Source organism: Flavobacterium sp. KY-23415 (assembly GCF_055384985.1).
In genome coordinates, this window is sequence record NZ_AP044001.1 from 1,184,057 (window position 1) to 1,197,771 (window position 13,715).

10 protein-coding genes are annotated in these 13,715 nt (G+C 32.5%); 2 read left to right on the forward strand and 8 right to left on the reverse strand.

Features of this window, described 5'->3' with window-relative positions; all coding sequences use genetic code 11:
- Nucleotides 1–84 precede the first annotated feature (84 nt).
- Nucleotides 85–1,353 carry an MFS transporter gene (locus ACZ49Z_RS05330; protein WP_464307151.1) on the reverse strand — a complete coding sequence of 423 codons (1,269 nt, stop codon included), beginning with the start codon at nt 1,351–1,353 and terminating at the stop codon, nt 85–87.
- The gene (gene recJ, locus ACZ49Z_RS05335; protein ID WP_464307152.1) at nt 1,346–3,046 is read right to left on the reverse strand and encodes a single-stranded-DNA-specific exonuclease RecJ; all 1,701 of its coding nucleotides are present in this window, start codon (nt 3,044–3,046) and stop codon (nt 1,346–1,348) included. The genes ACZ49Z_RS05330 and recJ overlap by 8 nt, the downstream gene beginning before the upstream one ends.
- A 677-nt stretch (nt 3,047–3,723) precedes the next feature.
- Here recJ and ACZ49Z_RS05340 point away from each other — a divergent pair.
- Nucleotides 3,724–4,167, forward strand: a complete 444-nt coding sequence (locus ACZ49Z_RS05340; RefSeq protein ID WP_464307153.1) for a hypothetical protein — start codon at nt 3,724–3,726, stop codon at nt 4,165–4,167.
- A gap of 402 nt (nt 4,168–4,569) precedes the next feature.
- Entirely contained in the window at nt 4,570–6,192 is a 1,623-nt protein-coding gene (ade, locus tag ACZ49Z_RS05345) for an adenine deaminase (RefSeq protein WP_464307154.1), read from the forward strand.
- A 55-nt stretch (nt 6,193–6,247) separates the two neighbouring features.
- Here the strand turns inward: ade and ACZ49Z_RS05350 are convergent, their stop codons facing one another.
- The 6 genes from ACZ49Z_RS05350 to ACZ49Z_RS05375 all read right to left on the reverse strand — a co-directional run bounded on the left by ACZ49Z_RS05350 (nt 6,248) and on the right by ACZ49Z_RS05375 (nt 13,706).
- Nucleotides 6,248–6,580 (reverse strand): HopJ type III effector protein, encoded by a 333-nt coding sequence (locus ACZ49Z_RS05350; RefSeq protein ID WP_464307155.1) that lies wholly within the window; start codon nt 6,578–6,580, stop codon nt 6,248–6,250.
- Nucleotides 6,580–7,005: an OsmC family protein gene (locus ACZ49Z_RS05355; RefSeq protein ID WP_464307156.1), complete on the reverse strand. Its 426-nt coding sequence runs from the start codon at nt 7,003–7,005 to the stop codon at nt 6,580–6,582. The genes ACZ49Z_RS05350 and ACZ49Z_RS05355 overlap by 1 nt, the downstream gene beginning before the upstream one ends.
- Nucleotides 7,006–7,559: 554 nt before the next feature.
- Complete coding sequence (locus ACZ49Z_RS05360) at nt 7,560–8,168, reverse strand: hypothetical protein (protein WP_464307157.1); 609 nt, start codon at nt 8,166–8,168, stop codon at nt 7,560–7,562.
- Nucleotides 8,158–9,432: an RHS repeat-associated core domain-containing protein gene (locus ACZ49Z_RS05365; RefSeq protein ID WP_464307158.1), complete on the reverse strand. Its 1,275-nt coding sequence runs from the start codon at nt 9,430–9,432 to the stop codon at nt 8,158–8,160. The genes ACZ49Z_RS05360 and ACZ49Z_RS05365 overlap by 11 nt, the downstream gene beginning before the upstream one ends.
- A gap of 265 nt (nt 9,433–9,697) precedes the next feature.
- Nucleotides 9,698–10,123, reverse strand: a complete 426-nt coding sequence (locus tag ACZ49Z_RS05370; protein ID WP_464307159.1) for a hypothetical protein — start codon at nt 10,121–10,123, stop codon at nt 9,698–9,700.
- The gene (locus tag ACZ49Z_RS05375; protein ID WP_464307160.1) at nt 10,110–13,706 is read right to left on the reverse strand and encodes a DUF6443 domain-containing protein; all 3,597 of its coding nucleotides are present in this window, start codon (nt 13,704–13,706) and stop codon (nt 10,110–10,112) included. Before ACZ49Z_RS05375 ends, ACZ49Z_RS05370 begins: the two co-directional genes overlap by 14 nt.
- Nucleotides 13,707–13,715: the final 9 nt, after the last annotated feature.

Here is a 13,715-nt window from a genome sequence, read left to right on the forward strand (position 1 = left end):
ATGTGTTAAAGTTTATTTGTTAATCAGGAGGTTCAATCCTCATCCAAAAGTTTACATTAATAATCGCTTAATGCATAATAATCATTATTCCCCTTTTTCTAGATCTTGAATGTCCTTTTCTAAATCAAGTTTTCTGAAAGATGGCGATATTAATGCAGTTGTAATCACAGTACCAATTGTCATGCAACCCCCAAAAATCACAGCATTAACAACACCCATTAATTTTGCTGTAAGACCACTTTCAAATGCTCCCAATTCATTAGAGGAGCCTACAAATATTGAGTTAACCGAAGAAACTCTGCCTCTCATATTGTCAGGGGTGTGCAATTGCAAAATAGTATTTCGAATCACGACCGAAACCCCATCTGCAACTCCGCTTAAAAATAATGCCAGTACAGAAATCCAAAATATTTCAGACAACCCAAATATAATGATACTTAATCCAAAAATAAAAATAGCGGTAAGTAATTTTATTCCAGCATGTTTATTTAATGAAAAATAGGCGGCAATAATCATGGTTAGGATAGAGCCTATTGCAGGAGCTGCCCTTAATATTCCAAAACCTTCCGAACCAACTTTTAAAATATCTTGTGCAAAAATTGGCAATAGTGCTACTGCACCTCCAAAAAGAACAGCAAACATATCTAAAGAAAGGGCACCAAGAATGGTTTTATTTTTAAAAACAAAGCGAAGTCCTTCTTTTAAACTTTGCAAAACGGGCTCTCCAATTTTTGGGTTTAAGATTGGTTTTTTCGAAATTTGACTTAATCCGAATAAGGCAAAAAGAGTAAATGCAAAAACCAGACAAAGTGACCAATGCACCCCAATCATACCTATTGAAACTCCAGCTAATGCAGGACCAAACATAGCACCCATTTGCCACGTAGAACTGCTCCATGTAGCTGCATTTGGATAATTTTTCTTGGGAACAATTTGAGATAATAAAGAAAAAACTGTTGGACCAATAAAGGAACGAACTAACCCCCCAAGAAAAACTAGAATATAAATAACCCATAGAATATTTGAAGCTGTTAGTTTTTCTTTAATACTTGGAATCGTTATTAAAAAAAGGCCTAAACTAATAAATGAAAAACCAACGAGGCATTTTACCAAAAGTCCTTTTTTTTCATTTTGATCTACAATATGCCCTGCAAACAAAGCCATGCCTACAGCAGGAATGATTTCCATTAGCCCGATGAAACCTAAAGAAAATGGGTCTTTTGTTAAACTGTAAACTTCCCATTCAATAATTACAAATTGCATTGCCCAAGCAAACACCATTGCAAAACGCATTCCTAAGAAAAATCGGAATTCTTTAAATCTCAAGGCCGCATATGGATCTTTTTTAACCATTATTCTCTTGTATTGCTCTTAAATTAAGTTGTATAGATATATTGTTGTTCCATTCGTTTTCTTCAAGAGAATACGCAATTTGGAAACGTTTTTGATTTTTTGTCAAAGATACACTTTTCCCTAACCCAAAACCAATTGCTCCCAGACCTTCATTAATGTCTTGCTTTATAAAAAGTTTCAGATGTTCTCCCTCATTACCTAATGTTTTTCCATAGCCTGTATCATAGCAATTAGAAGACATGAAAACGGGATGCATGTTTTGTGGCCCAAAAGGTTCAAACTGTTTTAGTATTCGAATGAGCTTTGGTGTAATATCTGAAAAATTAATCTCTAGATCAATACCAATTTCAGGAATTGACAACTCTGGTGGAATGGTTGCTTTCACAACAGCCTCAAACGCATTTTTGAACGCGCTATAATTTTCTTCTTTTAGTGTCATTCCAGCAGCATACATGTGTCCGCCGAATTGCTCCAAATGATCTGCACAAGATTCTAAAGCATTATAAACATCAAAATTTTGTACAGAACGTGCAGATGCAGCAAGTTTATCTCCGCTTTTTGTAAATACTATAGTAGGTCGATAATAGTTTTCAACCAATCTAGAAGCAACAATACCAATCACGCCTTTGTGCCAATTTTCATTATAAACGACAGTTGAAAATGAATTTTGTTCATTGTTCTGTTCTATTTGTTGCAATGCTTCTTTTGTAATTTGTTTATCTAAATCTTTACGATCTGCATTGAATTTTTCTATCTCTGAGGCAAACTCAGTAGCCTGTTCTAAATTAAACTCGGTTAATAAACGAACAGCATAGTCACCATGTTTTATTCTTCCTGCAGCATTTATTCTAGGAGCTATAACAAAAACCACATCGGTTATGGTCAAGGTTTGTTTCTTTATGTTTTGAATCAATGCTTTAATTCCTGCCCTCGGATTTGTATTGATTACCTCCATACCAAATTTAGCCAAAACTCTGTTTTCTCCTGTCATTGGAACAATATCGGCAGCAATTGCAGTAGCAACTAAGTCTAAATAAGGAACAAAATCTTTAATTGACTGGTTTCTTTTTGAGCCAATAGCTTGTATCAATTTAAAACCAACACCACAACCACATAATTCATCATAGGGATAATTGCAATCCTTTCGTTTAGGATCTAAAACGGCAATTGCATTAGGCAGTATATCTCCTGGTCTATGATGATCACCAATTATAAAATCAATCCCTTTTTCCTTGGCATAATTGACATGTTCTATCGATTTTATTCCGCAATCTAGAGCAATAATCAAGGTAATATCATTATCTTCTGCAAAATCAATCCCTTTATAAGAAATTCCATACCCTTCTGCATAGCGATCGGGAATATACGTAGCTATTTTAGGGTAAATCGTTTTTAAATAGCTAGAAACTAACGCAACAGCAGTGGTTCCATCAACATCATAATCACCAAAAACCATAATGGTCTCCTTGTTTTCGATTGCTTTTTCAATTCTCTGTACCGCTTTATCCATATCTTTCATTAAGAAAGGATCATGCAAGTCGTTCAGAGTAGGGCGGAAAAAAGATTTTGCTTCTTCATAGTTAGTAACTCCTCTTTGTAGTAATAAAGTAGCAACAATTTCATCTACTTGAAGGGAGTTTTGTAGGGCTTGTATCGTTTCTTTTTTTGGCTTTTCTTTTAAATTCCAACGCATAATTTTAAAAATTTAGAATTCGACTTTTTTTCGGCTTGTAAGTTTGAAAGACAAATTTAGTATTAAAATTGAGGTGAACTTATTTTACCAATGCAAAATAGGTATTAAATTGCATTTTTTAGTCTTACAAAATTTTAGTTGTCTACTTGAATTCATAGGATTAATTAATGTTAATCTATTATTTACAAGAACAATTGATCAGCCAATAATCTTATCTTACCAAAATCAACTCACGACCTTTAACCCTCAAGATTAGTATTTTACTTTATAAAAAGTAATTGTAATAATTCACAAAACATCTGTCTTTTTCTAATCATTTAACCCAATTCTGTTAGTTTTCAATTATCTTTTTTATTTTAAATATTTAATTACTGATAAAAAAACAGATTAGTTTCTGAAAAAAAAACATTCCGAAAATTAATGAAGAAGAAGGTTACCCTTTCTTCCTATTCTTATTTTGACCTTTTCTTTTATACCAAGATTTACTCCTCTTATACCAAAATATCAAAAACTAATAACCTTTTTTAAGATTTTACCTTAGTAATTCCTCAACTTTGAATTGTAATAAAAATCTAAATATCGATTAAGTAGCTACAATCAAGTTTTGATTTACAAGGCAGATTCCGAAAAGCCTATTTTTAAATAGAGTAGGAAAAATTTATTTAAATTATTAAAAAATGTTTAAGAACAACGATAAAATTACGCTAAAAACGTCAGATGATTATTATTTAGCATTAACAAATGAGACCCAACTACATTTGAGTGAAGATCAAGACGAAGCAATAGTCTGGACAGTTAATTTCAATGAGAATAACACATTGGGATTCAAATTTCAACTTGAGATTGATTCTGTGGTTTATTTTATAAATAACGATGCGTTAAATGGTTATATATACCTTGTGACAGATTCTAGCTTAAGTGGAACAAACTGGAGCTGTGCACCAACATTAAATAATTCTGGATTAGAAAATACAGTTTTATTTGTTGCTTTAACCCAAAATGGGCAAAGCCGATTTATGAATGGGACTGGTTTTAATTCAGTATTAAATGCAGTCGCATTTCCATCATTAACCGAAACTATAACAAGTAATAGTTCAGTTTGGTCTTACAGTATTAAATAGATTAACAAAACTTTTGACCAATAGCTATTCCCTCAGGAAATTACAACAAAAAACTCATTTGATTAGCAAAATTAAATGAGTTTTTCTTATTTTTTAAGTACTATAACAAACACCTATTTTTATTTGGTGAAATCTTCTCTTACGTAAAAAACACACATACAAATTAAAAGCAAAAATTATAAAAATTTTTAAAACTAACTATAAGTGTAGGCTATAGGCTCGTAATATTTGTTGACGCTTTTTTGATTCTATTATCAGATTTTCAAAAGGATTAGTGTTTGACTTAATATGAAATTTTAAGCATAGGTTATAAAATCTGTTTTATGTGAAGCGACTTTTTTTACTCAATAACCTATCTGAAAAAAAATAAAAAAAGTATTTTTGAATAAATAAAATCAAATCATGCAAATTCAAGGTCAAATAGTTGACATTATCAATAAAAGAATCTACTCTGGTGAAGTTATCGTGATTAATGGAAAGATAAAAGAAATAATAGAGAAAGAGCATACTGTACAACATTTTATTATGCCTGGTTTTGTAGATGCTCATATTCACATTGAAAGTTCCATGTTGGTTCCTTCCGAATTTGCTAGAATTGCGGTGCTGCACGGAACAGTAGGTACAATTTCCGACCCACATGAAATTGCAAATGTTTTAGGAAAAGAAGGCGTTTATTACATGATAGAAAACAGTAAAAAAGTACCTTTAAAGTTTCATTTTGGAGCTCCATCGTGTGTACCTGCTACTACTTTTGAAACCGCAGGAGCTGTCATCGATTCAGAGGATATAAAAGAATTGTTAACGTCTTCGGATATTCATTACTTAGCAGAAATGATGAATTATCCTGGTGTTTTGTTTGATGATGCCGAAGTGTTGAAAAAAATAGCTTGGGCAAAACATTTTGAAAAACCTATAGATGGTCATGCTCCTGGATTGAGAGGAGAGTCTTTAGAAAAATATATAAAGTCTGGAATTAGCACCGATCATGAATGTTTTACCTATGAGGAAGCTGCCGAAAAATTATCGTTGGGCATGAAAGTCATCCTTCGTGAAGGAAGTGCCGCTAAAAATTTTGATGCACTCATTGATTTGTTGCCTAACAATTATGAAAACATGATGTTCTGTTCCGATGACAAGCACCCAGATGATTTAATCGTTGGTCACATCAACACGATTTGTGCAAGAGCAATTGCAAAAGGAATGGATGTCTTTAAGGTATTGCAAGTGGCTTGTATTAATCCTGTGAGACATTACAATATGAATATTGGGCAGTTGCGCGAAAATGATGCAGCCGATTTTATAGTAGTAAAGGATTTAATTAATTTCGAAGTTCTTCAAACTTTTATTGAGGGTGAGCTTGTAGCAGAAAACGGGGTTTCAAATATTAAAAAAATCAAATTCGATTGCCCTAATAATTTTAATATTAAACCCAAACAAATAGCAGATTTTGAAGTAAATAGTCTAGCCAAAACAATAAGAGTGATTGAAGCTTTAGAAGGGCAATTAATCACAAACGAAATTCATCATAAATCATTCATTCAAAACGGAAAATTAGTTTCTGATATTGAAAATGACATTTTAAAAATGGCTGTTGTCAATCGATATCAAGATGCAAAACCCGCTGTTGCATTTATAAAGAATTTTGGATTAAAAAAGGGAGCTATTGCTAGTTCTGTAGCACATGATTGTCATAATATAGTGGTAGTTGGCACAAGTGATGAAGAAATTTGCAATGCCGTTAATGTATTGATTGCCAATAAAGGAGGGGTTTGTGCGGTTAATGGCGATGTGCAAAAGGTATTACCATTGCCCGTAGCAGGAATCATGAGTGATAAAGATGCTTGGGAAACAGGCAGGCTGTATCAGGAAATTGACGCTATGGCAAAAGAATTTGGAAGTCTGTTAAAAGCTCCCTTTATGACGCTATCTTTCATGGCTCTTTTGGTTATTCCCGATTTGAAACTTTCAGATAAAGGTTTGTTTAGCGGAACTAGTTTCTCTTTTATAGACCTAGAAGTGAAATAAAAAAGATAGCAATTTAGAAAATTGCCATCTTTTTTCGAATGGATATAGTGGACCATTATACAAGAGCTTCTTTTTCAAATACTATACCATTCCAGCCAAATTTGAGAAAGTTTCTAATATTTTGATGATCATTTTCATTTGGTGTTTCAAGCACTTTTTGATAATGCTCTCCAAAAAGGGAAAGAGTTTCCAATTCGCTTAAAGAATATTTTTTCGCAAATGAAAACACTTTACAAGAACCATTATTGCTGTTTTCTTCGTTTGTAATCTCACCATTTTTAAAAGAAGTAGGTGAAAAAGAAAAGTGAGCATCTATTGTTTCTATTACTTCAGCAAAAACAATATTTTCAGATTGCTTTGCTTTGTTGAGGAGTTCTAAAATTGTCATTATTTATTATGAAAAAAAGTTTTTGTTTCAATGGTTGCAAATTTCCTAAACATTTCCATTACACCACAATATTTATCCACAGACAAATCGACTGCTCTTTGTAATTTTGGTTCATTAAGATTATTACCATAAAAATGATATTCAACAGTAACAGCATCATATATTTTTGGATGTTCTTCGGTTAAGTTCGCATTGGTTTCAATCTTAAAATCATCAACCTCTAGTTTCATTTTTTCAATTAACGAAGCAATGTCTAGACCAGAACAACCTGCTAAAGAAGCTAACATCATTGCTTTTGGACGCAATCCAGCACCTTCACCACCATTTTCTGCCCCTGCATTGATTAATAATGTTTCGCCACTAGGATTAGTAGATTCGAATTGCATTTTTCTTTTCCAAGTTGTAGTTACGCTATGTGTTGTCATTTTTATATCTAATATTTAAGAAAACAAATTTACAGAATCTTATCGAGAAGTCGATTGTTTGCTGTGTATTATTACATACCTAATCTAATATGTCGCATGAAGTAAGAAACCAGAAAATCTAAATTAAAACAGATACTACCTTTTGCTTTTTGCCATAGATGTACTAAAGAGCATTTGATTTTTTTTTGTGACAAACGTGTTTATTGTTTTCTGTTTGTCACAAAAAGTGTGGCATTTTTAATTTTAAAATCAATTTTGCCACAAAACTGTGATAATTTATTTTTAATAATAAAAAAAATCACAAGTGTTATTTTATAGAAAAAATTCGTTCGAAAATTTAATTTTACTAATTATTTCATTACATCCTTTTTTAGGACAGTATCTTTTGTATTACAAGAAAGTCTTGTAATATGCTTTTTACTTTATTGTAAAAACAACAAAACCACTCCTTTTTATAGAGTGGTTTTTGCTTTTTTTATTATTTGCTACGAGGTCAGGAGACCATCGTAGAGCTATTCGTTTTTATAGGAACTTCTCGAAGAGCTGGAGCTGCGCTAACGTTGCCGTGATATATCCGCGCTATCTGGGCACTCCATTTCATACGCTTTTAATTCTTCTAACTCTTTTGCTATTTTTAAAGACCATTCCTTTTGTTTTTCTTCGTTAAAATATACTTGATTATCATAAATATCATTATACTTATTACATTCTTCTATAAAGGTGTTATACTTTTTTTGATACACTTCTATTTCTTTAACATTTTTATTACTAAGACTATCATAAGCTTTTCTAATTTTCCGAGCATATATTTCAAATATGTCAAAGTGTAATTGTTCATGTGCTAATGTCTCTTTATCATTTACAACAGTCCACGATTTATTTTTTATAAAATAACATTTAATATCAAATTTTGGAACACCATTAATTGTTCTGCCATTTTCGGCTTTAATTTCTCCACTTGTTCTAGCTATAATAAATTGATTTATTGAGTCATTTCGTAAACCTTTAAAATCTTCCCAAATTAATTTGTATTCTGAACACCATTCAATTTTGTTTTTATCTTTTTGAAAATTATTTTGAGTTCTAAATAAGTAACAATTTATAGAAGCTAATGGGAACACCATTAAAAAAAGAATAATTGTTTTTGACATTTTATTTTTCATTTTTAATTACAAAGGTAGCTGAAGAATTATTTTTAGAGACAGTTCCTACACCAACATTCAACCTTTTCCAATCTATGCCTCTTTCTATAAAAAATCTTTCTATAGCTTTTGCTCTTGCTAACATTATATCTTCGAATGTGGCTTTTTTTCCATTTAAATAAGATTTGGTTTTGGTAGTCTCAGTACCAGTGGCTCCCCAAGCATTACCTAAAATCAATACTTTTAATTGTGGAAAATCTGTTAAAGTTTTTATCAAATCTAATAATATTTTATCATTTCCTAACTTATCATCTTTTTTCATTCTATCTGAATTAGATTCAAATGAGATTTTCCTGTCAATAGTAGTTCTATCTCCTTCTTCAAGTTTTTTATCATCTATAATAACAGAAGAGGGAAATGGAAGCACGGTTGAAAATGTTATTTCTCCAACATCAGAAAGAAAATTGATTTCAGGTGATTTTAATGCAATTCTACCACTAAATCCAGAATTAGGACATATATTACAAGGAGTTTCATTACTTGATTTTTCTTTTTTTTCTGCTGCTTTTTGTCTAGATATTCGCCAGCCAGTAGCTCTTGACCAACTTTTATCTCTTCTTCCACCAGGTAATAAATTGTCTTTTCCAAATACTATCTTGTTAAACGTTCTACATAACCAACCACACTTGCCTAGTCCATAAAAATCTATATACACAACAGGGTTGTCATCTGCAAAAACATAGGGAGACTGGTAGTTTACAAAATCAGCCATTGGATCCATAATCATAAACCGTGCCAATGCCGGGTCATAAAGTCTAGCTCCTAAATCATACATATTCAATCCTAGCTCTGTTTGCAATTCTTTACCGTTGTATTTATAGTTATAATTAGGTTGTGCATTATTAGAATTATACCCAGAATGTTTGAGTCCAAAAGGATAATAATGGCTTTCTTCTAATATTGAACTAATAAAATAATCTACGCAATTCTGAATTGGGACACCTTTATTATTATAACTGGTGGTGCATTCTTGTATGTATTCATCTCCTAATATTCCATTTTCATCAATATCGGAATAACTTACTCTAACATTCCCTAAGTGATCAGTATAATTAAATACATAACTGTATTTGTTTTCGTTATATTGATATTTCACATAACCTTCTGCGTGTGGGAAAAACTCTAGACGAGATCCTATATACTGGAATCCTGCCAAATAAGTAGTCTTATTGGTTACGGGTGTAGGGATAGGATTTGTCCATGTAGGTTCTGGTGTTGATGTCACTCTTTTTTCTAGTTTTGTTCCTGTTGCATTGTAAATATAGAAAAACTAAGGTAATGTTTTACACACTTTTTAAGACGTTACCTGACCAAGAAACTAAAAACCACATCTTTGCTACTATAGATGCTTTTATTGCTAAAAATAAAATACAATCTATTTTAAAGTAGTTTTCTTTAACTCTATAAAACAACAAAAGCACCCTTTTTTACAAGAGTGCTTTTTGTTTTTTTATTTACCACACGAAAGGATTCGTGCGTAGCCAAGGTTTTTATGAGTAAAAAATCTTAGTCATATAATGTATTATTGCATCAATTTTATTTAAACTCTCAATCTTCGCAATAATATCTTGAGTGTTATCCGCAGAATCCCATATTCCTTTTTTTAACTCTTTTTTTATTTTTTTCTTTACTTCTTCAATGGAACATTCGATTGGCTTATCTTTAATTATTAATTCTACTATTATTTTTTGATTAAAAAATATATTATACCCACCAAATATACCATATCCTTTAAGTTTTTTAGCATCTTCTATTTTGTGCAAAAAGCCTTCTGAATCAACAATATTCATGTTTTTATAAAAACCCTTCTTTAATGCTAAACTAGAACATATTAAAATATCATCTTCTGTTCTAGCTATATGCAATCCCGAAGAAGAAAAAGCTATTATAGGATATTTTAAATTATTCTTCATCATTTGTTCCTTCATTATCAGTAGTATTCTCTGTTTCTATATTTCTTAACATCAAAGAATGTCCTATAGTTGAAGTTATTGCTGTTTTAAACCAAATAGGACTACCGTAATAAGCCTGTTGTAATGTGTTGAATGCATTTGCACCATTACCATGTACAGATGTATGAAAAGCAGGACTTTTCATCGGCATTAAATTCCACATTTGATTTTTAAACTTCCAAGCTAAACCAGTTCCTGTTTTTTGCCCATTCCTTCTAAGTAGCCAATGATGTAAATGTTGACCTGGTTGTGCAAATCCTTTTGTGCCATAAAACCTTCTCCATCCAGTCCCTCCCCATGAAGAATAATTTTTAGTCATAGCTATTAAGCCTCCTTTTGCAACTCCTGTTATTAATGCTTTAACTAAAAAAACATCAGAAATTGCTAAACCCGTGTAAAGTGCTCCTTGCCAATAGTTCCCTTTTTGAAAGTGGTCAACTGCCGACCTACCAGAACCCCAAATAGGTATCATACTTTCCATCGTTCCAGGCTGTCCTACTGATTCTGTACTCTCTTCGGTCGATTCTTCCGAAGTTTTTGGACTATTACCTGTAACAACAACTTCATCTAATTGTCCATCTTCTCTAGTCCATTGCCCATTTTCATAAAGATACACACCTCCGCCAGTTGAAGTATATCTTGATCCTTCTGTAGGATCTTTTACGTTTTCTTCACATTCAGGGCATAATCCTGTTGGATCAATAAAGTATAGAGGATTATTAAAACCAAATGCATAAGGGGAGGCATCAGGAAAGAATTCAGCCATTACATCTATAGAGTTAAATCTACCTAAAGCATTATCATATTGACGATAATCCATAGCGGTAACATTCAATCCAAGTTCGTTTTGCCATTCTTGCCCATTGAATTTGTATTTTAGTAAAGAATTTGTACTATTTACGTTAGAATTGTACCCTTCATGTTTCAGTCCAAATGGGTAGTAATGATTTTCTTCTAAAATTGCAGAAACATATAAGTCTTGACATGGAGGAGGTGTTGGTCCTATTTGTTTAGGACATTCCTGTATGTATTCATTGCCTAAAATTCCATTTTTATCAATATCAGAATAACTTACCCTAATATTTCCTAAGTGGTCAGTATAATTAAATACGTAGCTATACTGGTTTTTGTCATACTTTACATAACCTTCTGCATGTGGAAAAAACTCTAATTTGTTGTCTTTATACTGGAAGCCTGCCAAATAAGTTGTCTTATTGGTTACGGGTGTAGGAAAAGGATTGGTCCATGTGGCTTCTGGTGTTGATGTCACTCTTTTTTCTAGTTTTGTTCCTGTTGCATTGTAAATATATGTAATTTTTTTATTTACATCGTTATTGAAAACAATCTCAGTGGGTAGATTTAAATGATTATAAACAATATTCGTTATTTCCTTATTTTTGTCTTGGGTCATATTTCCATTGGCATCATAGAAAAAGTCGTTATCGGTATTGATTCCGTCTTTGAAGCCCTGTGACGAATTGGAACTGTCATCTACTTTTACTAATTGGTTTTTAATAGTAGCATCATAGGTATAGACTAAGTTATCAATATTTGGACTATATCCAGGGTCGTTTACAGTACCAAATCGGTTTAATGTTTGAATATTTCCATTTTTATCATACGTTAAAGCTTCTTTATAATCGTTTGGTGCAGTTGTTTGCCCTACTTTGGAATAGTTGGCATTTAGCAATCGATTTAACCCATCATAGGTATATTCATATTTTCTCAGGGTATTATCTGTACTTGTTTTCCAGTAAGTTTCGGCTATGTTTCCGTTGAACAATGCTTTTGTAGCATCAGTTGGATTTTCATAGCTAATTTTAAAAGCAAATAAATCGGTACCTATATTGTTCACATCATTAATAGCTTTTAGCCATCCTCTAATGTTATAGGTGTAATCTACTTTTTGCAATCCATTAGTAGTTGGAGATAGATCTTCACCACCCACTTTTTTGCTAATGAGCTGTCCTAGCTCATCATAGGTGTTTTTGGTGATTAATTGTTCTGGTAGGCTGTTAATTTGCTGTTTATGCAGGGTTAAACGGTCTTGAGCAGAGTAGGAGAAACGATCGGTAATTGTTGTTGTTGAACCGTTGGTGTCATATTTATGCTTAGTAATGGTATATGCTGTTTTTCCAGCCCAATCGAGTTTGCTATCTACTTCGGTAAAACCACCTAAATAGGTGTCGGTATGACTGCGAATGGGTCTGTAACGATCATCATATAGCGTATAGGATGTTTCTGATGCGTTTGGCGCGTTGCTGTCTAATACTTTTGTCCATGAGCCTGTTAGTAGTCCTTTTAACTTGCTTGCTGTTGTTACTGTATATTGTCCTTCTACTTGTGTGGGTAGTGCTACGGATAAGAAATCATAATTATCATAGTAGTTTTTGGTTAAAATATCGTTGGCACTTAAAACAAAAGGATTACTTCCTACATTAATGCTGTTTTGATTGCCTGTTCTATGGTTTGAAGAAACACGCATTTGTTTCCAACCGGTTTGCGTTACGCGTCCAAAGGTGTCATATTGGGTGATCATCCAGCCAATGGTTGCACCTCCATAGGGTGTGAAAGCAGGTCCTGTGGCAACGGGTCGGTCTAGTTTGTCATAGACAATAAATTCCCATTGCTTGCCGGGTAGTTTTTTTTCTACTAAACGGTTGCGAGAATCATATTTGTATTGGTAGCCTAGATTATCTAAGGTTGTTTGTGAAACGTCTCCGTTTGCTAATGGTGGAATAACATAGGTAAGATTACCAAATTGGTCGTAGATATAATAGGTGTCGTGAGGTTCTGTTAGACCTTTGTTATTGATATTAAAAGAACGTTTTAGGACAACTTGTCCTTCTTTGTTTTTGTATTCTTCGGTGGTGTTGTTTTTTCCCGATGTCCAATTTTCGTCTTTTATAATGCTTTTGTATAATTCATTAGCATTAAAATAGCCATTATCTTGAATTAAAATATCAAATATCTTAAATGATAGATTCCATGTAGCTGTAGCTTGAAAAAATTTTACTTTATCATTAGTTTCATTGTTTTGGTAATCGAATTTTATTTCTTTACCGCTTCCCATTACCCAAGTATTTCCAGGAGCAGCTTGTTTAAAAACACGTCCTAAGGGTGACGCTTCTAGTTCTCTTTCGCTGAATGGATTAGTTGTCGTTTCAAAATTTGCATTAGCTGTTAGAGCTATATTATTAGTGCCATAGAAACTCATCACTTCATTTTGTTTGATATCTAATGATGGTGCAGTAGAGGATATGAAAGGTAAAAAATCTCTGGTTTGCCTTCCAAATTCATCATAGGCTATATGGGTAACAATGTCTTTCCCTGTGTTGGATTGTTGGTGTGCAATTTGTTGAATGGGTCTTCCTAGTCCATCGAAATAGCTCACTTGAACGGTGACATGAGCGGGATTGTTTACATCTATTATTGTTGATGTGCTGGGTTTTTTGTATGTGGTACTTTTTACCCAGTTTTGATCTTGACTTTGTCCTAGAACCAAAATGGGGATTAGTGATAATATAGTGAAAATTAAATTTTTCATATTACATAA

Excerpts from the sequence above, each read along its gene's own strand:
- ACZ49Z_RS05340 (WP_464307153.1), top strand. The coding sequence starts at position 3,724 with ATGTTTAAGAACAACGATAAAATTACGCTAAAAACGTCAGATGATTAT.
- ade (WP_464307154.1), top strand. The coding sequence starts at position 4,570 with ATGCAAATTCAAGGTCAAATAGTTGACATTATCAATAAAAGAATCTAC.
- recJ (WP_464307152.1), bottom strand. The coding sequence starts at position 3,046 with ATGCGTTGGAATTTAAAAGAAAAGCCAAAAAAAGAAACGATACAAGCC.
- ACZ49Z_RS05330 (WP_464307151.1), bottom strand. The coding sequence starts at position 1,353 with ATGGTTAAAAAAGATCCATATGCGGCCTTGAGATTTAAAGAATTCCGA.
- ACZ49Z_RS05350 (WP_464307155.1), bottom strand. The coding sequence starts at position 6,580 with ATGACAATTTTAGAACTCCTCAACAAAGCAAAGCAATCTGAAAATATT.
- ACZ49Z_RS05355 (WP_464307156.1), bottom strand. The coding sequence starts at position 7,005 with ATGACAACACATAGCGTAACTACAACTTGGAAAAGAAAAATGCAATTC.
- ACZ49Z_RS05370 (WP_464307159.1), bottom strand. The coding sequence starts at position 10,123 with ATGATGAAGAATAATTTAAAATATCCTATAATAGCTTTTTCTTCTTCG.
- ACZ49Z_RS05360 (WP_464307157.1), bottom strand. The coding sequence starts at position 8,168 with ATGAAAAATAAAATGTCAAAAACAATTATTCTTTTTTTAATGGTGTTC.
- ACZ49Z_RS05375 (WP_464307160.1), bottom strand. The coding sequence starts at position 13,706 with ATGAAAAATTTAATTTTCACTATATTATCACTAATCCCCATTTTGGTT.